19 protein-coding genes are annotated in these 18,121 nt (G+C 56.5%); 18 read left to right on the top strand and 1 reads right to left on the bottom strand.

Annotation, left to right across the window (positions count from 1 at the left end):
• Positions 1-19: 19 nt before the first annotated feature.
• On the bottom strand, positions 20-1,543 hold the full coding sequence (gene dnaA / locus PMI29_RS05610) for a chromosomal replication initiator protein DnaA (RefSeq protein ID WP_008002312.1): 1,524 nt from the start codon (positions 1,541-1,543) through the stop codon (positions 20-22).
• Positions 1,544-2,109: 566 nt separating this feature from the next.
• Between dnaA and rpmH the strand changes: the two genes are divergently transcribed.
• The 18 genes from rpmH (at position 2,110) to PMI29_RS05535 (ending at position 18,086) form a co-directional block, all read left to right on the top strand.
• A complete protein-coding gene (gene rpmH, locus PMI29_RS31470; RefSeq protein ID WP_003213577.1) occupies positions 2,110-2,244 on the top strand; it encodes a 50S ribosomal protein L34 in 135 nt (44 codons plus the stop codon).
• Between the two features lie 16 nt (positions 2,245-2,260).
• Positions 2,261-2,662 carry a ribonuclease P protein component gene (rnpA, locus tag PMI29_RS31475; protein ID WP_015097448.1) on the top strand — a complete coding sequence of 134 codons (402 nt, stop codon included), beginning with the start codon at positions 2,261-2,263 and terminating at the stop codon, positions 2,660-2,662.
• Positions 2,655-2,900 carry a membrane protein insertion efficiency factor YidD gene (gene yidD, locus PMI29_RS31480; protein WP_010207715.1) on the top strand — a complete coding sequence of 82 codons (246 nt, stop codon included), beginning with the start codon at positions 2,655-2,657 and terminating at the stop codon, positions 2,898-2,900. The genes rnpA and yidD overlap by 8 nt, the downstream gene beginning before the upstream one ends.
• 2 nt (positions 2,901-2,902) lie before the next feature.
• Positions 2,903-4,582: a membrane protein insertase YidC gene (gene yidC, locus PMI29_RS05605; protein ID WP_008002313.1), complete on the top strand. Its 1,680-nt coding sequence runs from the start codon at positions 2,903-2,905 to the stop codon at positions 4,580-4,582.
• A gap of 79 nt (positions 4,583-4,661) precedes the next feature.
• Positions 4,662-6,032: a tRNA uridine-5-carboxymethylaminomethyl(34) synthesis GTPase MnmE gene (gene mnmE, locus PMI29_RS05600; protein ID WP_008002315.1), complete on the top strand. Its 1,371-nt coding sequence runs from the start codon at positions 4,662-4,664 to the stop codon at positions 6,030-6,032.
• Between the two features lie 550 nt (positions 6,033-6,582).
• Positions 6,583-8,481: a tRNA uridine-5-carboxymethylaminomethyl(34) synthesis enzyme MnmG gene (gene mnmG / locus PMI29_RS05595; protein ID WP_008002317.1), complete on the top strand. Its 1,899-nt coding sequence runs from the start codon at positions 6,583-6,585 to the stop codon at positions 8,479-8,481.
• Positions 8,478-9,122, top strand: a complete 645-nt coding sequence (rsmG, locus tag PMI29_RS05590) for a 16S rRNA (guanine(527)-N(7))-methyltransferase RsmG (protein ID WP_007969895.1) — start codon at positions 8,478-8,480, stop codon at positions 9,120-9,122. Before mnmG ends, rsmG begins: the two co-directional genes overlap by 4 nt.
• A gap of 18 nt (positions 9,123-9,140) precedes the next feature.
• Positions 9,141-9,938: a ParA family protein gene (locus tag PMI29_RS05585; RefSeq protein WP_008002319.1), complete on the top strand. Its 798-nt coding sequence runs from the start codon at positions 9,141-9,143 to the stop codon at positions 9,936-9,938.
• A 9-nt stretch (positions 9,939-9,947) separates the two neighbouring features.
• Complete coding sequence (locus PMI29_RS05580; protein ID WP_008002321.1) at positions 9,948-10,820, top strand: ParB/RepB/Spo0J family partition protein; 873 nt, start codon at positions 9,948-9,950, stop codon at positions 10,818-10,820.
• A gap of 148 nt (positions 10,821-10,968) precedes the next feature.
• On the top strand, positions 10,969-11,376 hold the full coding sequence (locus PMI29_RS05575; RefSeq protein WP_007985054.1) for a F0F1 ATP synthase subunit I: 408 nt from the start codon (positions 10,969-10,971) through the stop codon (positions 11,374-11,376).
• Positions 11,377-11,392: 16 nt separating this feature from the next.
• Positions 11,393-12,262 (top strand): F0F1 ATP synthase subunit A, encoded by an 870-nt coding sequence (gene atpB, locus PMI29_RS05570; protein ID WP_008002323.1) that lies wholly within the window; start codon positions 11,393-11,395, stop codon positions 12,260-12,262.
• Between the two features lie 133 nt (positions 12,263-12,395).
• Positions 12,396-12,653 carry a F0F1 ATP synthase subunit C gene (atpE, locus tag PMI29_RS05565; RefSeq protein ID WP_003097235.1) on the top strand — a complete coding sequence of 86 codons (258 nt, stop codon included), beginning with the start codon at positions 12,396-12,398 and terminating at the stop codon, positions 12,651-12,653.
• A 58-nt stretch (positions 12,654-12,711) separates the two neighbouring features.
• Positions 12,712-13,182, top strand: coding sequence for a F0F1 ATP synthase subunit B (locus PMI29_RS05560; RefSeq protein WP_007934339.1), 471 nt, complete (start codon positions 12,712-12,714; stop codon positions 13,180-13,182).
• Between the two features lie 12 nt (positions 13,183-13,194).
• Positions 13,195-13,731 carry a F0F1 ATP synthase subunit delta gene (locus PMI29_RS05555; RefSeq protein WP_008002325.1) on the top strand — a complete coding sequence of 179 codons (537 nt, stop codon included), beginning with the start codon at positions 13,195-13,197 and terminating at the stop codon, positions 13,729-13,731.
• A 21-nt stretch (positions 13,732-13,752) separates the two neighbouring features.
• Positions 13,753-15,297, top strand: coding sequence for a F0F1 ATP synthase subunit alpha (gene atpA / locus PMI29_RS05550; RefSeq protein WP_008002328.1), 1,545 nt, complete (start codon positions 13,753-13,755; stop codon positions 15,295-15,297).
• A 50-nt stretch (positions 15,298-15,347) separates the two neighbouring features.
• On the top strand, positions 15,348-16,208 hold the full coding sequence (atpG, locus tag PMI29_RS05545; RefSeq protein ID WP_007934344.1) for a F0F1 ATP synthase subunit gamma: 861 nt from the start codon (positions 15,348-15,350) through the stop codon (positions 16,206-16,208).
• Between the two features lie 27 nt (positions 16,209-16,235).
• The gene (gene atpD / locus PMI29_RS05540) at positions 16,236-17,615 is read left to right on the top strand and encodes a F0F1 ATP synthase subunit beta (RefSeq protein ID WP_008002330.1); all 1,380 of its coding nucleotides are present in this window, start codon (positions 16,236-16,238) and stop codon (positions 17,613-17,615) included.
• Between the two features lie 45 nt (positions 17,616-17,660).
• Positions 17,661-18,086 (top strand): F0F1 ATP synthase subunit epsilon, encoded by a 426-nt coding sequence (locus PMI29_RS05535; RefSeq protein WP_007985046.1) that lies wholly within the window; start codon positions 17,661-17,663, stop codon positions 18,084-18,086.
• Positions 18,087-18,121 lie beyond the last annotated feature (35 nt).

Consider the following 18,121-nt stretch of genomic DNA (forward strand, 5'->3'; position numbering starts at 1 on the left):
TAAGCTGCGCTGGTGTTCATCAAGTGGTCAGAGTACGCAGCAGGTTCTTGTAGTCCTCGCGGATGTCCGCGTCGGATTCCTTAAGTTCGTTGATCTTTCGGCACGCGTGCAAAACAGTCGTATGGTCGCGACCGCCAAACACATCGCCGATTTCCGGCAGGCTGTGATTGGTCAATTCCTTGGACAACGCCATGGCGACCTGCCGTGGACGAGCAACCGAACGCGAACGGCGTTTGGACAGCAAGTCGGAGATCTTGATCTTGTAGTACTCGGCGACAGTGCGCTGAATGTTATCCACAGAGACCAGTTTATCCTGCAACGCCAACAAGTCCTTCAGGGATTCGCGAATCAGCTCGATGGTGATATCGCGGCCCATGAAGTGCGAGTGGGCGATCACGCGTTTGAGCGCGCCTTCCAGCTCACGGACGTTGGAGCGAATGCGCTGGGCAATGAAGAACGCGGCGTCGTGAGGCAGCTCGACTTTGGCCTGATCGGCCTTCTTCATCAGGATCGCCACCCGGGTTTCCAGCTCCGGCGGCTCGACCGCTACGGTCAGGCCCCAGCCAAAGCGGGATTTGAGGCGTTCTTCAAGGCCCTCGATTTCTTTCGGGTAGCGGTCACTGGTGAGAATGACCTGCTGGCCACCTTCGAGCAGGGCGTTGAAGGTGTGGAAAAACTCTTCCTGGGAACGCTCTTTGCGGGCGAAGAACTGAATGTCGTCGATCAGCAACGCATCCACCGAACGGTAGAAGCGCTTGAACTCGTTGATTGCGTTCAGTTGCAGGGCCTTGACCATGTCGGCCACGAAACGCTCGGAATGCAGGTACACCACCTTGGCATTCGGGTTCTTCTTTAATAGATGGTTACCCACAGCGTGCATCAAGTGGGTTTTACCCAGGCCGACGCCACCATAAAGGAAGAGCGGGTTGTAACCGTGCTTGGGGTTGTCCGCCACCTGCCAGGCGGCGGCGCGCGCCAACTGGTTGGATTTACCTTCAACGAAGTTCTCGAAGGTAAAGGTACGGTTCAGGTAACTGGTGTGCTTGAGCGCACCTTCGACCTGCACGGTACGTTGCTCGGCACGAACCGGGGCCTGTTGCGAACTGGCGCCGGCCATTGGATCGAAGCTGTCACGGGAAGGTTCTTCCTCGGTGACCTCTGTCACTTTTTGCGTGGCACGTTTGGTCGAAGCGGCGGCTGGTGCTGACGGCGGCGGACTGGCGGGCGCTTGAGCTGCCTGAGCCTGGGAGGCCGCGGCAGCCAGGGGAGCATTTGGCGCAGCACGGGGTGCCGAACTGCGTTTGCTGCCTATTAACAAGGAAAGCGCAGGCGCCATGCCATTGCCGTGCTCATCGAGCAGCTCGAGAACACGCCCCAGGTATTTTTCGTTGACCCAGTCCAGAACAAAACGATTGGGCGCATAGACACGCAACTCGTCGCCTTCGGCTTCGACCTGTAGTGGACGGATCCAAGTGTTGAATTGTTGGGCAGGCAGCTCATCGCGCAAAAGCTCCACGCACTGCTGCCAAAGTTCCACTGACACGGATATCCCCTAAGTTGAAAGCCGGTGAGGCAAAAACAAGCGGCCATTGTAGCGACCAGACGCCGACTTATCCACACGAAGGTGGTTCATCGACCAAGAAGAATCGTCGTTTTATACGCAAAAAAGGCGACCAGTGGTCTGTGCATAAGCTCTGTGGATAACCAGGCTTAAGGTCATTGCACAAGTGGGGGCGAAACTCGGTGGATAACCTGCCTGTGGATAAACCGACCTTCCACACACAGGTTATCCGACAGCGCAGCACAGGCTGAACACTGTTTTCCACTGTAGTTGTCATTCTCTGTACATCAGGTAAAACAAGGGCCTGATCGAGTTATCCACAGAAGAGTGCGGGCCTAGCCTTTATAAGCTTTACAGAAAAGCTTTAAATACTTTCCTTTCTTATTTCTATATTTACCGACGGTTCGTACAGCGCAAAACGTCTGGAGATCTATTTATAAGGAAACGTTGGTTGGAAATTGACCTGAAGGCTTGCTTTCTCTAGAATCCCCGGTCTCTTAAAACGGGGGCCATTCCGGCCCGTTGTGGACGAACCAGGTAACACGACAATGAAACGTACTTTCCAACCAAGCACTATCAAACGCGCTCGTACCCACGGTTTCCGTGCTCGCATGGCTACCAAGAACGGTCGTGCCGTACTGTCGCGTCGTCGCGCCAAAGGTCGTGCGCGTCTGGCAGTTTGATAAGCCGGCACTGGAGGTGAGTCAGGACTTCAGTCGGGAAAAGCGTCTGCTTACTCCCCGGCATTTCAAGGCAGTCTTTGACTCCCCTACCGGCAAGGTTCCGGGGAAAAATCTCCTGCTCCTTGCGCGCAACAACGATCTTGATCACCCCCGTCTCGGGTTGGTTATCGGGAAAAAGAGCGTAAAGCTCTCCGTCGAGCGCAATCGCCTCAAACGTCTGATGCGCGAATCGTTTCGCCTGAACCAGGATTCGCTGGTCGGTTGGGACATCGTTATCGTCGCGCGCAAAGGTTTGGGTGATGTAGAAAACCCCGAATTGATTCAGCATTTCGGCAAACTCTGGAAACGCCTGGCTCGCAGTTCGCCGGTACCAGCAGTCAAAACCGAAACTGTAGGGGTAGACAGTCCAGATGCGTAAACTGGCACTCGTTCCGATCCAGTTTTATCGCTATGCCATTAGTCCCCTGATGGCCAGTCACTGTCGTTTCTACCCCAGTTGTTCCTGCTACGCGTTAGAAGCCATCGAAAATCATGGCCTTCTTCGCGGTGGCTGGCTGACCTTTCGTCGTTTAGGTCGCTGTCATCCGTGGAATCCCGGTGGTTATGACCCGGTTCCACCTATCCCTACCTCCCGTTCTTCTTCGATGGCCGAGTAATCATGGATATCAAACGCACGATCCTGATCGTCGCCCTGGCAATCGTGTCCTACGTTATGGTTCTTAAATGGAACCAGGACTATGGTCAGGCTGCCCTGCCGACTCAGAATGTTGCCACCAATACGACTGCATCGGGCCTGCCGGATACGGCATCTGGCTCCAACGCTTCTGCCAGTGACGACATTCCACGTGCTGCAAGCGACACCAGCGCACCTGCCGAAACTCCGGTGGCTGTGAGCAAGGACCTCATCCAGATCAAAACGGATGTACTGGACCTGGCTGTCGACCCACAAGGTGGCGATGTTGCCCAGCTGACCCTGCCGCTGTATCCGCGTCGTCAGGATCACCCGGAAATTCCGTTCCAGCTGTTCGATAACGGCGGCGAACGTACTTATCTGGCGCAAAGCGGTCTGATCGGCAGCAACGGTCCGGATGCAAATCCTGCCGGTCGTCCGGTTTATTCCTCGGAGAAGAAGGTTTATCAGCTGGCTGACGGTCAAGACCAATTGGTCGTGGACCTGAAGTTCAGCAAGGACGGCGTCAACTACATCAAGCGTTTCACCCTGAAACGCGGCCTGTATGACGTAACCGTTTCCTACCTGATCGACAACCAGAGCGCTCAGCCCTGGACGGGTGCGATGTTCGCGCAATTGAAGCGTGACGCCAGCGCCGATCCATCTTCCACAACCGCCACCGGCACGGCGACTTACCTGGGCGCTGCCCTGTGGACAAGTTCCGAGCCGTACAAGAAAGTGTCCATGAAGGACATGGACAAGGCGCCGTTGAAAGAAACCGTCACTGGCGGTTGGGTTGCCTGGTTGCAGCACTACTTCGTGACCGCATGGATTCCGGCAAAGGGCGAAAACAACGTCGTCCAGACCCGTAAAGACAGCAAAGGCAACTACATCATCGGCTACACCGGCCCATCGATGAGTGTTGCTCCGGGTGCCAAGGCTGAAACCAGCGCTGTTCTGTACGCCGGTCCGAAAAGTCAGGCTGTGCTGAAAGAGTTGTCCCCAGGTCTGGAATTGACCGTCGACTACGGCATTCTGTGGTTCATCGCCCAACCAATCTTCTGGTTGCTGCAACATATCCACGCGATTGTGGGTAACTGGGGCTGGTCGATCATCTTCCTGACCATGCTGATCAAAGGGATCTTCTTCCCGTTGTCGGCTGCCAGCTACAAATCCATGGCGCGCATGCGTGCAGTGGCTCCGAAACTGGCCGCGCTGAAGGAGCAACATGGCGATGACCGGCAGAAAATGTCGCAAGCCATGATGGAGCTGTACAAGAAAGAGAAGATCAATCCGCTGGGTGGTTGCTTGCCAATCCTCGTGCAGATGCCGGTTTTCCTCTCGCTGTACTGGGTTTTGCTGGAAAGCGTTGAAATGCGCCAGGCGCCGTTCATGCTGTGGATTACTGACCTGTCGATCAAGGATCCGTTCTTCATTCTGCCGATCATCATGGGTGCAACCATGTTCATCCAGCAGCAGCTGAACCCGACTCCTCCGGATCCGATGCAGGCCAAGGTGATGAAGCTGATGCCGATCATCTTCACCTTCTTCTTCCTGTGGTTCCCGGCAGGTCTGGTACTGTACTGGGTAGTGAACAACTGCCTGTCGATCGCCCAACAGTGGTACATCACTCGTAAGATCGAAGCGGCTACCAAAGCAGCTGCCTGATTTACACTGTGGATAACCACTCAAAACGCCCCCTAGTGGGGCGTTTTGCTATCTGTCACTTTTGTCTGGATACCGGTTTATGAGCGTTCCTCGTGAAACCATCGCCGCCGTCGCCACCGCTCAAGGTCGCGGCGGTGTAGGCATCGTGCGTATTTCCGGGCCGTTGGCCAGCGTTGCGGCCAAGGCTTTCAGTGGTCGCGAGCTCAAGCCGCGATTTGCCCATTACGGTCCGTTTTTCAGTGAAAACGACGAGGTGCTGGATCAGGGCCTCGCGCTGTATTTTCCAGGACCAAATTCGTTCACCGGCGAAGATGTCCTGGAACTCCAGGGCCATGGCGGCCCAATTGTTCTGGATATGCTGCTCAAGCGCTGCCTTGAATTGGGTTGCCGGCTTGCCCGACCGGGGGAATTCAGTGAGCGCGCCTTCCTGAACGACAAACTGGACCTCGCCCAGGCCGAAGCCATTGCCGACCTGATTGAAGCCAGTTCTGCCCAGGCTGCGCGAAACGCGTTGCGCTCCCTGCAGGGGGCTTTCTCGTCACGTGTGCATAACCTCACCGAGCAACTGATTGGCCTGCGAATCTATGTCGAAGCGGCCATCGATTTTCCGGAGGAGGAAATTGACTTCCTTGCCGATGGCCACGTCCTGAGCATGCTCGACAAGGTGCGCGACGAGTTATCCACCGTCATGCGCGAAGCCGGGCAGGGCGCCTTGCTGCGTGACGGCATGACCGTGGTCATTGCCGGTCGCCCGAATGCCGGTAAATCCAGCCTGCTCAATGCCCTGGCCGGGCGTGAAGCGGCGATCGTGACCGAAATTGCCGGCACCACCCGCGATGTGCTTCGTGAACATATCCACATCGATGGCATGCCGTTGCACGTAGTAGATACCGCCGGTCTGCGCGATACCGACGATCATGTGGAAAAAATCGGCGTAGAGCGTGCCTTGAAAGCCATCGGCGAAGCGGATCGGGTACTGCTGGTGGTCGATGCCACGGCACCGGAAGCCCTCGATCCATTCGCACTCTGGCCGGAGTTTCTGGAAATCCGTCCCGATCCCGCGAAAGTCACCCTGATCCGCAACAAGGCCGACCTCACGGGCGAAGCCATTGCCCTGGAAGTCAGTCAAGACGGTCACGTCACCATCAGCCTGAGTGCCAAGTCTGGTGGTGCGGGCCTGGAGTTGCTGCGTGATCACCTCAAGGCCTGCATGGGCTATGAACAAACGTCCGAAAGCAGCTTCAGCGCTCGCCGGCGACACCTTGAGGCGCTACGTCATGCCAGTGCTGCCCTCGAGCATGGTCGTGCCCAATTGACCCTGGCCGGTGCGGGCGAGTTGTTGGCCGAGGATTTGCGCCAGGCTCAGCAATCGCTGGGAGAAATTACCGGCGCTTTCAGCTCCGATGATCTGTTGGGGCGAATTTTTTCCAGCTTCTGTATCGGTAAATAGCCCTCCTGTTGTTCACAGACAGGCCATTCGGGCCTGTCTGTTCTCTCCTTTTCTGAATAGACCCTCCAGTGCCGAGCTGACTTTGTCTGCTTGAGCGGAATTCCTGTACCTGAATTTCGAGCAAACGGCATTTTTCTGTGGATTAAGCCCTGTGAATAACCGCCGCTAAGGTCAGTTGATAACAGGGCTCGAAAACTGAACATAACCGCCTCTGTGGATAACCACCCCTTTCATCCACAGGCTTACACCGGTTATCCAAGGGACTCATTGGCACATGAACACAGGGTTTTGAACCTCTGTACACATTGAAAATAAAGGCCTGTATCAATCTATCCACAGAAAGTCAGGTGCATAGAAATAAACATAAAAACAAAGATTTAATAAATTTCTCTCTTTTTAATTTCTATAACTCCGACTTTTCCACAGCTGGTTAAATTTTGTGCAAAGGGTTCTTTAGGAAGGGCGAAGTCCCTATACTTGTCGACCAGGTCCAAAAACCTGAGCTCAAACTATTCCTGAATTACCTACTTAAGCAGGCACGAGGTGCGTGGTGGATTTCCCTTCCCGTTTTGAAGTGATCGTCATCGGCGGCGGTCATGCCGGTACCGAGGCAGCACTGGCCTCAGCACGTATGGGGGTCAAAACCCTGTTGCTGACGCATAACGTGGAAACCCTCGGTGCCATGAGTTGCAACCCGGCCATTGGCGGAATCGGCAAAAGCCATCTGGTCAAGGAAATCGACGCCTTAGGCGGCGCGATGGCCATGGCTACCGATAAAGGCGGTATCCAGTTTCGCGTGTTGAACAGCCGTAAAGGCCCGGCCGTACGCGCTACTCGCGCACAGGCAGACCGGGTTCTGTACAAGGCCGCTGTCCGCGAAATCCTGGAAAACCAGCCGAACCTGTGGATATTTCAACAGGCCGCTGATGACCTGATCGTCGAGCAGGAACAAGTCCGTGGTGTTGTCACCCAAATGGGCCTGCGTTTCCTCGCCGACTCGGTGGTTTTGACCACCGGCACCTTCCTCGGTGGACTTATCCACATTGGTTTGCAGAATTTCTCCGGTGGTCGCGCTGGTGATCCGCCGTCGATTGCCTTGGCACACCGTCTGCGTGAACTTCCGCTGCGTGTCGGTCGCCTGAAAACCGGTACTCCACCGCGTATTGATGGCCGGTCTGTTGATTTCTCGGTAATGACCGAGCAACCGGGCGATACGCCGATCCCGGTGATGTCGTTCCTCGGCAGCAAGGAACAACATCCACAGCAAGTCAGTTGCTGGATTACCCACACCAACGCCCGTACCCACGAAATCATCGCGGCGAACCTCGACCGTTCGCCGATGTATTCCGATGCAGGCGAGATCGAAGGCATCGGTCCACGTTATTGCCCGTCGATCGAAGACAAGATCCATCGCTTTGCCGATAAGGAAAGCCATCAAGTGTTCATCGAACCGGAAGGTTTGACGACGAACGAGCTGTATCCGAACGGGATATCCACAAGCTTGCCGTTCGACGTGCAATTGCAGATCGTGCAATCGATCCGCGGCATGGAAAACGCGCACATCGTGCGTCCGGGCTACGCGATCGAGTACGACTACTTCGATCCGCGCGATTTGAAATACAGCCTGGAAACCAAAGTCATCGGCGGCCTGTTTTTCGCCGGGCAAATCAACGGCACCACCGGTTACGAAGAAGCCGGCGCCCAGGGTTTGCTGGCCGGGACCAACGCCGCACTGCGTGCGCAAGGCAAAGATGCCTGGTGCCCGCGTCGCGACGAGGCCTACATCGGCGTGTTGGTCGACGACCTGATTACCCTCGGCACCCAAGAGCCGTACCGGATGTTCACGTCCCGTGCCGAATACCGTCTGATCCTGCGCGAAGACAACGCCGACCTGCGCTTGACCGAAAAAGGTCGCGAATTGGGCCTGGTGGATGACGTGCGTTGGGCCGCTTTCTGCAAAAAACGCGAAAGCATCGAACAGGAAGAACAGCGCCTGAAAAGCACCTGGGTACGTCCGGGCACCGAACAAGGCGATGCGATTGCCGAAAAGTTCGGCACGCCGCTGACCCACGAATACAACCTGCTGAATCTCTTGAGTCGTCCGGAAATCGACTACGCTGGTCTGATTGCCGTGACCGGTGGGGGCGCAGAAGATCCACAAGTCGCCGAACAGGTCGAAATCAAGACCAAGTACGCCGGCTACATCGATCGTCAACAGGATGAAATCGCACGCCTGCGCGCCAGCGAAGACACCAAACTGCCTGTGGATATCGATTACACGAATATTTCCGGTCTCTCCAAAGAGATCCAGAGCAAGCTCGGTGCGACCCGTCCAGAGACTTTGGGCCAGGCGTCGCGTATCCCGGGTGTTACGCCTGCAGCGATTTCGCTGTTGATGATTCATTTGAAAAAACGCGGCGCGGGCCGTCAGTTGGAGCAAAGCGCTTGAGTTCGTTGGTCACTTCGCAACACGCAGAAGAGTTATCCACAGGTGCCCGCCAACTCGGTGTCACGCTGACAGAAACCCAGCACGCACAACTGCTGGGTTACCTGGCCCTGTTGATCAAGTGGAACAAGGCTTACAACCTCACCGCCGTGCGTGATCCGGACGAAATGGTTTCCCGTCACTTGCTCGATAGTCTGAGTGTGATGTCGTTCATCGAAAACGGTCGCTGGCTCGACGTCGGCAGCGGCGGCGGCATGCCCGGCATTCCGCTGGCCATCCTGTTTCCCGAATCCCAGGTGACTTGCCTGGACAGCAACGGCAAGAAAACCCGCTTCCTGACCCAGGTAAAACTCGAACTCAAACTGGATAACCTGCAAGTTATCCACAGTCGCGTCGAAGCGTTCCAGCCTGCCCAGCCGTTCAACGGGATCATTTCCCGGGCCTTCAGCAGCATGGAAAACTTCAGCAACTGGACTCGCCACCTCGGCGATAGCGAAACACGCTGGCTGGCAATGAAGGGCGTTCATCCGGCCGATGAGCTGGTAGCATTGCCGGCAGACTTCCACCTCGATAGCGAACACGCCCTGGCCGTACCTGGTTGCCAAGGCCAACGCCATCTGCTGATACTGCGCCGCACGGCATGATTGGGAACACAAGCAAGAATGGCTAAGGTATTCGCGATAGCGAACCAAAAGGGTGGCGTGGGCAAAACCACCACCTGCATCAACCTCGCAGCATCCCTGGTCGCGACCAAGCGCCGGGTGCTGTTGATCGACCTCGATCCACAGGGCAACGCCACCATGGGTAGCGGTGTGGATAAACATGGCCTGGAAAACTCGGTCTACGACCTGCTGATCGGCGAATGTGACCTGGCCCAGGCCATGCATTTCTCCGAACACGGTGGTTACCAGTTGTTGCCAGCCAACCGCGACCTCACCGCGGCCGAAGTGGTGCTGCTGGAAATGCAGATGAAGGAAAGCCGTCTGCGCAGTGCGCTGGCGCCGATCCGGGAAAACTACGATTACATCCTGATTGACTGCCCGCCGTCACTGTCGATGCTGACTTTGAACGCACTGGTTGCCGCCGACGGGGTAATTATCCCCATGCAGTGTGAGTACTTCGCACTCGAAGGCTTGAGCGACCTTGTGGATAACATCAAGCGTATCGCTGAACTGCTGAACCCGAACCTCAAGGTCGAAGGCCTGCTGCGTACGATGTACGACCCGCGCCTGAGCCTGATGAACGATGTATCGGCGCAGCTCAAGGAACACTTCGGCGAGCAGCTCTACGACACCGTCATTCCGCGCAACATCCGTCTGGCCGAAGCGCCAAGCTACGGCATGCCGGCGCTGGCGTACGACAAATCATCGCGGGGCGCCGTTGCCTATCTGGCATTGGCGGGCGAAATGGTTCGTCGTCAACGCAAAAACTCACGCATCGCCGCCGCTCAGGCAACTTAAGGAATCCCCATGGCCGTCAAGAAACGAGGTCTCGGACGTGGACTGGATGCTCTGTTGAGTGGTCCGACTGTCAGCTCGCTGGAAGAACAAGCGGCGCAAGCCGATCAGCGTGAGCTGCAACACCTTCCCCTGGATCTGCTCCAGCGCGGCAAATACCAGCCGCGTCGTGACATGGATCCGCAGGCGCTCGAAGAACTGGCGCAGTCGATCAGGGCCCAGGGCGTCATGCAGCCCATCGTGGTTCGCCCGATCGGCAGCGGCCGCTATGAAATCATTGCTGGCGAACGCCGCTGGCGCGCCAGCCAGCAAGCCGGGCAGGAAACCATCCCGGCGATGGTTCGCGATGTGCCTGATGAAACTGCGATCGCCATCGCGCTGATCGAGAACATCCAGCGCGAAGACCTGAACCCGATTGAAGAAGCGGTGGCCCTGCAGCGTTTACAGCAGGAGTTCCAGCTGACCCAGCAACAGGTGGCCGAGGCAGTGGGCAAGTCCCGGGTGACCGTGGCTAACCTACTGCGCCTGATTTCCTTGCCGGAAGTCATCAAGACCATGTTGTCCCACGGCGACCTGGAAATGGGTCATGCCCGCGCTTTGCTCGGTTTGCCGGAAAATCAACAGGTTGAAGGGGCGCGACATGTTGTCGCACGCGGACTGACCGTGCGCCAGACTGAGGCACTGGTTCGCCAGTGGTTGAGTGGCAAACCGGAGCCTGTTGAACCGGCAAAACCGGACCCGGATATCGCTCGTCTCGAACAGCGCCTGGCCGAGCGCCTAGGCTCTGCGGTGCAGATTCGCCACGGTAAGAAGGGTAAAGGGCAGTTGGTGATTGGTTACAACTCCCTGGATGAGCTTCAAGGCGTACTCGCACATATCCGCTGAAACATTTCCTCATGTAGCGTGCAGACGGAAATCACTACCTGACAGTTGAATAGGGGCAGAACCGCCCCTATACTCTGCGCGCATTTTGTCGGCACAAATTATGCCAAGTTATTGAATTTCGGCAGCCGACCATTGGAGAGTAAAAGTGATGGAAACCCGCACGCCAAACCGCTTGCCGTTCCATCGCCTGGCAGTTTTTCCGGTGTTAATGGCTCAATTTGTCGTTCTGCTCATTGCCGCTTTGGCGCTCTGGCAACGGTATGGAGTCGTTGCCGGGTACTCGGGACTTTGCGGGGGCCTGATAGCCTTGCTTCCCAATGTTTATTTCGCTCACAGGGCATTTCGGTTTTCCGGCGCCCGGGCAGCTCAAGCCATCGTCCGGTCATTTTATGCCGGCGAGGCGGGCAAACTGATTTTGACGGCGGTGCTTTTTGCATTGACGTTCGCAGGTGTGAAGCCATTGGCGCCGCTAGCTGTATTCGGCGTCTTCGTGCTGACCCAACTGGTCAGCTGGTTCGCTCCCCTGCTGATGAGAACAAGACTTTCGAGACCTTAGGGCGTTTGAGGCAACCATGGCAGAAACAACCGCTTCGGGCTATATCCAGCACCACTTGCAGAACCTGACCTTCGGTCAGCTCCCTACCGGCGGCTGGGGCTTTGCCCACACCGCAGCAGAAGCCAAGGAAATGGGCTTCTGGGCTTTCCACGTCGATACCCTCGGCTGGTCGGTCGCATTGGGTCTGATCTTCGTTCTTCTTTTCCGCATGGCGGCCAAGAAAGCGACTTCGGGTCAGCCAGGTGCTTTGCAGAACTTCGTTGAAGTTTTGGTCGAATTCGTCGATGGCAGCGTGAAAGACAGCTTCCATGGCCGTAGCCCGGTGATTGCACCACTGGCGCTGACCATCTTCGTCTGGGTGTTCCTGATGAACGCCGTCGACCTGGTACCGGTCGACTGGATTCCTCAGCTGGCCATCCTGATCTCCGGCGACCACCACATCCCGTTCCGCGCCGTGTCGACCACCGACCCGAACGCTACTCTGGCCATGGCCTTCACGGTGTTCGCGCTGATCATTTTCTACAGCATCAAGATCAAGGGCCTCGGCGGCTTCATCGGCGAGCTGACCCTGCACCCGTTCGGCAGCAAGAACATCTTCGTTCAAGCCCTGCTGATCCCGGTGAACTTCCTGCTGGAATTCGTGACCCTGATCGCCAAGCCGATCTCCCTGGCTCTGCGTCTGTTCGGCAACATGTATGCCGGCGAGCTGGTGTTCATTCTGATCGCTGTGATGTTCGGCAGCGGCCTGCTCTGGCTGAGCGGCCTGGGCGTTGTTCTGCAGTGGGCGTGGGCTGTGTTCCACATCCTGATCATCACCCTGCAGGCGTTCATCTTCATGATGCTGACCATCGTTTACCTGTCGATGGCGCACGAAGAAAACCATTAAGACCAGTCTCGACTAGTCTGATGTCCTTCCCGGTCAAACGGGAAGGGGCTCTTCACGGGGCCTCTGAAACGATTTGTTTTACCGCTTTAATCTAAAAAACCTAAACCATACGACGTAAAAGTCGGGAGGAAAGATGGAAACTGTAGTTGGTCTAACCGCTATCGCTGTTGCACTGTTGATCGGCCTGGGCGCACTGGGTACCGCAATTGGTTTCGGCCTGCTGGGCGGCAAGTTCCTGGAAGGCGCAGCGCGTCAGCCAGAAATGGTTCCAATGCTGCAAGTTAAAATGTTCATCGTTGCCGGTCTGCTCGACGCCGTAACCATGATCGGTGTTGGTATCGCTCTGTTCTTCACCTTTGCGAACCCGTTCGTTGGTCAAATCGCTGGCTAATTACTCGGATCTTCCGGGTAATTTGGTGTGATGGACAACGTAACTGCGAGGTGTTGGCGTGAACATTAATGCGACCCTGATTGGCCAGTCCGTTGCGTTCCTGATTTTTGTACTGTTCTGCATGAAGTTCGTATGGCCTCCGGTCATTGCGGCACTGCACGAACGTCAAAAGAAGATCGCTGATGGTCTGGACGCTGCCAGCCGTGCAGCTCGCGACCTGGAGTTGGCCCAAGAAAAAGCGGGTCAGCAACTGCGCGAAGCGAAAGCTCAGGCAGCTGAAATCATCGAGCAAGCCAAGAAACGCGGTAATCAGATTGTCGAAGAGGCTGTTGAAAAAGCCCGTGTCGACGCTGACCGTGTGAAGGTTCAGGCTCAAGCCGAGATCGAACAGGAACTGAACAGTGTCAAAGACGCGCTGCGTGCCCAAGTGGGCTTGCTGGCAGTCGGCGGCGCCGAGAAGATCCTGGGTGCCACAATCGATCAAAACGCGCACGCAGAGCTGGTTAACCAACTGGCTGCTGAAATCTAAGCGAGGGCGATCATGGCAGAACTGACCACGTTGGCCCGACCTTACGCTAAGGCGGCCTTCGAGCACGCTCAGGCCCACCAGCAACTGGCCAATTGGTCAGCCATGCTCGGCCTGGCAGCACTGGTGTCGGAAGACGACACCATGCAGCGTGTGCTCAAGGCCCCGCGACTGACGAGCGCAGAAAAGGCCGCCACGTTCATTGACGTGTGCGGCGACAAGTTTGATGTGAAGGCACAGAACTTCATCAATGTCGTTGCCGAAAACGACCGTCTCCCGCTGTTGCCGGAGATCGCCGCTCTGTTCGACCTGTACAAGGCCGAGCAAGAGAAGTCGGTAGACGTTGAAGTGACCAGTGCTTTCGCATTGAACCAAGAACAGCAAGACAAACTCGCCAAGGTTCTCAGTGCACGACTCAACCGGGAAGTGCGCCTGCAAGTTGCGGAGGACGCTGCCCTTATTGGTGGTGTCGTCATTCGCGCCGGCGACCTGGTTATCGATGGCTCGATTCGCGGAAAAATCGCGAAACTTGCCGAAGCATTGAAATCTTGAGTTTGAAGGGGCAGCAGAGCAATGCAGCAACTCAATCCTTCCGAAATAAGTGAAATTATCAAGGGCCGCATCGACAAGCTCGATGTGACCTCCCAAGCCCGTAACGAAGGCACTGTCGTCAGCGTATCTGACGGTATCGTGCGGATTCACGGTCTGGCCGACGTAATGTACGGCGAGATGATCGAGTTTCCGGGCGGCGTCTTCGGTATGGCCCTCAACCTGGAGCAAGACTCCGTAGGTGCCGTTGTATTGGGCGCATACCAGTCTCTGGCTGAAGGCATGAGCGCCAAGTGCACTGGCCGCATCCTGGAAGTTCCAGTTGGTAAGGAACTGCTGGGTCGCGTAGTCGACGCACTGGGTAACCCTGTTGACGGCAAAGGTCCACTGGGCAACACCGAGACCGACGCGGTCGAGAAAGTTGCTCCAGGCGTGATCTGGCGTAAGTCGGTAGCCCAGCCTGTACAGACTGGCTACAAGGCTGTCGATGCCATGATCCCTGTCGGCCGTGGCCAGCGTGAGCTGATCATCGGTGACCGTCAGATCGGTAAAACCGCTCTGGCGATCGACGCGATCATCAACCAGAAAAACAGCGGCATTTACTGCGTCTACGTAGCGATCGGTCAGAAACAATCGACCATCGCCAACGTGGTTCGCAAGCTGGAAGAAAACGGCGCCCTGGCCAACACGATCATCGTGGCTGCCAGTGCTTCGGAATCTCCTGCGCTGCAATTCCTGGCACCGTACTCCGGTTGCACCATGGGTGAATTCTTCCGCGACCGCGGTGAAGACGCGCTGATCGTTTATGACGATCTGTCCAAGCAAGCAGTGGCTTACCGCCAGATTTCCCTGCTGCTGCGCCGTCCACCAGGCCGTGAAGCTTACCCAGGCGACGTGTTCTATCTCCACTCCCGTCTGCTGGAGCGCGCATCCCGCGTTTCGGAAGAGTACGTAGAGAAGTTCACCAACGGCGCAGTGACCGGCAAAACCGGTTCCCTGACCGCACTGCCGATCATCGAAACCCAGGCTGGCGACGTTTCCGCGTTCGTTCCGACCAACGTGATTTCCATCACCGACGGTCAGATCTTCCTGGAATCGGCCATGTTCAACTCGGGCATCCGTCCTGCAGTGAACGCCGGTGTTTCGGTATCCCGTGTGGGTGGTGCCGCTCAGACCAAGATCATCAAGAAGCTGTCCGGTGGTATCCGTACCGCTCTGGCTCAGTACCGTGAACTGGCGGCATTCGCCCAGTTCGCTTCTGACCTGGACGAAGCGACCCGTAAGCAACTTGAGCATGGTCAGCGCGTTACCGAGCTGATGAAGCAGAAGCAATACGCACCAATGTCGATCGCCGACATGGCGCTGTCGCTGTATGCCGCTGAGCGTGGGTTCCTGACTGACGTTGAAATCGCCAAGATCGGCAGCTTCGAACAAGCGCTGATTGCTTTCTTCAACCGCGATCACGCCGACTTGATGGCGAAGATCAACGTGAAGGGTGACTTCAATGACGAAATCGACGCTGGCATGAAAGCCGGTATCGAGAAGTTCAAGGCCACCCAAACCTGGTAAGCCGCAGCGGGAGCCGCAAGGCTCCCGCTTGCTAACCTGATAGGTGTTACATGGCAGGCGCAAAAGAGATTCGCAGTAAGATTGCGAGCATCAAAAGCACGCAAAAAATTACCAGCGCCATGGAAAAAGTGGCGGTCAGCAAAATGCGCAAGGCACAAATGCGCATGGCTGCTAGCCGTCCTTATGCGGAGCGCATCCGCCAGGTTATTGGCCATCTGGCCAACGCTAACCCGGAATATCGCCACCCGTTCATGATCGACCGTGAAGTAAAGCGCGTCGGTTATGTCGTAGTGAGCAGTGACCGTGGTCTGTGTGGTGGCTTGAACACCAACCTGTTCAAGGCTTTGGTCAAGGACATGGCGGTAAACCGCGAAAACGGCGTCGAGATCGATCTGTGTGTAGTGGGTAGCAAGGGTGCGGCCTTTTTCCGCAACTTCGGCGGCAACGTCGTAGCAGCTATCAGCCACCTGGGTGAAGAGCCGTCGATCAATGACTTGATCGGCAGCGTCAAGGTGATGCTGGATGCCTACCTGGACGGCCGTATTGACCGCCTGTCCGTGGTATCCAACAAGTTCATCAACACCATGACGCAACAGCCTACCGTGGAGCAATTGATTCCACTGGTGGCAACCCCGGATCAGGAACTCAAGCACCACTGGGACTATCTCTACGAACCGGATGCCAAAGAGCTGCTTGACGGCTTGATGGTCCGCTACGTTGAGTCGCAGGTCTACCAGGCGGTGGTCGAGAACAACGCGGCTGAACAAGCTGCGCGGATGATCGCGATGAAGAACGCTACCGACAACGCCGGTGATTTGATCAGCGATTTGCAGCTGGTCTACAACAAGGCGCGTCAGGCTGCGATCACCCAAGAGATCTCGGAAATCGTCGGCGGCGCTGCCGCGGTTTAACGGTTCAAATATTCAGAGGATCCAGCTATGAGTAGCGGACGTATCGTTCAAATCATCGGCGCCGTTATCGACGTGGAATTTCCACGCGACAGCGTACCGAGCATCTACAACGCGCTGACAGTACAAAGCGCGGCCGGGACCACCCTGGAAGTTCAGCAGCAGCTGGGCGACGGCGTGGTTCGTACCATTGCGATGGGTTCCACCGAAGGCTTGAAGCGCGGTCTGGAAGTTACCGACTCTGGCGCAGCCATCTCCGTACCGGTCGGTAAAGCGACTCTGGGCCGGATCATGGACGTTCTGGGCAACCCGATCGACGAAGCTGGCCCTATCGCCACTGAAGAGCGTTGGGGCATTCACCGTCCAGCGCCTTCGTTCGCTGAACAAGCAGGCGGCAACGATCTGCTGGAAACCGGCATCAAGGTTATCGACCTGGTTTGCCCGTTCGCCAAAGGCGGTAAAGTCGGTCTGTTCGGTGGTGCCGGTGTAGGCAAGACCGTAAACATGATGGAACTGATCCGTAACATCGCCATCGAGCACAGCGGTTATTCCGTGTTCGCCGGTGTGGGTGAGCGTACTCGTGAGGGTAACGACTTCTACCACGAGATGAAGGACTCCAACGTTCTGGACAAAGTGGCACTGGTTTACGGTCAGATGAACGAGCCGCCGGGTAACCGTCTGCGCGTAGCTCTGACCGGCCTGACCATGGCCGAGAAGTTCCGTGACGAAGGTAACGACGTTCTGCTGTTCGTCGACAACATCTATCGTTACACCCTGGCCGGTACTGAAGTATCCGCACTGCTGGGCCGTATGCCTTCGGCAGTAGGTTACCAGCCGACCCTGGCTGAAGAGATGGGCGTTCTGCAAGAACGTATCACTTCGACCAAGGAAGGTTCGATCACTTCGATCCAGGCGGTATACGTACCTGCGGATGACTTGACCGACCCGTCGCCAGCGACCACCTTCGCCCACTTGGACGCTACCGTCGTTCTGTCCCGTGACATCGCTTCCCTGGGTATCTACCCGGCGGTCGATCCACTCGACTCGACTTCGCGCCAGCTGGACCCGAACGTGATCGGCCAGGACCACTACGACACCGCTCGCGGCGTTCAGTACGTTCTGCAGCGTTACAAAGAACTGAAGGACATCATTGCGATCCTGGGTATGGACGAGCTGTCGGAAGCCGACAAACAGTTGGTAAACCGTGCTCGTAAGATCCAGCGCTTCTTGTCGCAGCCGTTCTTCGTGGCTGAAGTCTTCACCGGTGCATCGGGTAAATACGTTTCCCTGAAAGACACCATTGCTGGCTTCAAAGGCATCCTCAACGGTGACTACGACCACCTGCCAGAACAAGCGTTCTACATGGTTGGCGGCATCGAAGAAGCGATCGAGAAAGCCAAGAAACTGTAATCCCGGCGCCCGGCAACGGGCGCTAATTTAGGTTGAGGCAATCAGATGGCTATGACAGTCCATTGCGATATCGTCAGCGCGGAAGGAGAAATCTTTTCCGGGCTGGTCGAGATGGTGATTGCGCACGGTGCACTGGGTGATCTTGGTATCGCCCTGGGTCACGCGCCGCTGATCACTAATCTGAAGCCAGGTCCGATCCGCCTGGTCAAGCAGGGCGGGGAAGAGGAGGTGTATTACATCTCCGGTGGTTTCCTCGAAGTTCAGCCGAACATGGTCAAGGTTCTTGCCGATACCGTGCAACGTGCTGCCGACTTGGACGAAGCCGCAGCTTTGGAAGCCGTTAAGGCTGCCGAGAAAGCCTTGCATGAGCGAGGCGCGGAATTCGATTACGGTTCTGCTGCCGCACGTCTGGCCGAGGCTGCAGCTCAGCTGCGCACCGTCCAGCAGATCCGCAAGAAGTTCGGCCACTAAGGCTGCACTTGTTGTGTGATTGATTAAAAAGGGTA

The organism is Pseudomonas sp. GM49 (genome assembly GCF_000282355.1).
Taxonomy (GTDB): domain Bacteria; phylum Pseudomonadota; class Gammaproteobacteria; order Pseudomonadales; family Pseudomonadaceae; genus Aquipseudomonas.

Bases quoted from the DNA above. Each gene is read 5' to 3' on its own strand.
- atpG (WP_007934344.1), top strand. From the start codon at position 15,348: ATGGCAGGCGCAAAAGAGATTCGCAGTAAGATTGCGAGCATCAAAAGC.
- atpA (WP_008002328.1), top strand. From the start codon at position 13,753: ATGCAGCAACTCAATCCTTCCGAAATAAGTGAAATTATCAAGGGCCGC.
- PMI29_RS05585 (WP_008002319.1), top strand. From the start codon at position 9,141: ATGGCTAAGGTATTCGCGATAGCGAACCAAAAGGGTGGCGTGGGCAAA.
- PMI29_RS05535 (WP_007985046.1), top strand. From the start codon at position 17,661: ATGGCTATGACAGTCCATTGCGATATCGTCAGCGCGGAAGGAGAAATC.
- PMI29_RS05580 (WP_008002321.1), top strand. From the start codon at position 9,948: ATGGCCGTCAAGAAACGAGGTCTCGGACGTGGACTGGATGCTCTGTTG.
- atpE (WP_003097235.1), top strand. From the start codon at position 12,396: ATGGAAACTGTAGTTGGTCTAACCGCTATCGCTGTTGCACTGTTGATC.
- mnmE (WP_008002315.1), top strand. From the start codon at position 4,662: ATGAGCGTTCCTCGTGAAACCATCGCCGCCGTCGCCACCGCTCAAGGT.
- atpB (WP_008002323.1), top strand. From the start codon at position 11,393: ATGGCAGAAACAACCGCTTCGGGCTATATCCAGCACCACTTGCAGAAC.
- PMI29_RS05555 (WP_008002325.1), top strand. From the start codon at position 13,195: ATGGCAGAACTGACCACGTTGGCCCGACCTTACGCTAAGGCGGCCTTC.
- yidC (WP_008002313.1), top strand. From the start codon at position 2,903: ATGGATATCAAACGCACGATCCTGATCGTCGCCCTGGCAATCGTGTCC.
- rpmH (WP_003213577.1), top strand. From the start codon at position 2,110: ATGAAACGTACTTTCCAACCAAGCACTATCAAACGCGCTCGTACCCAC.
- yidD (WP_010207715.1), top strand. From the start codon at position 2,655: ATGCGTAAACTGGCACTCGTTCCGATCCAGTTTTATCGCTATGCCATT.
- PMI29_RS05575 (WP_007985054.1), top strand. From the start codon at position 10,969: ATGGAAACCCGCACGCCAAACCGCTTGCCGTTCCATCGCCTGGCAGTT.
- atpD (WP_008002330.1), top strand. From the start codon at position 16,236: ATGAGTAGCGGACGTATCGTTCAAATCATCGGCGCCGTTATCGACGTG.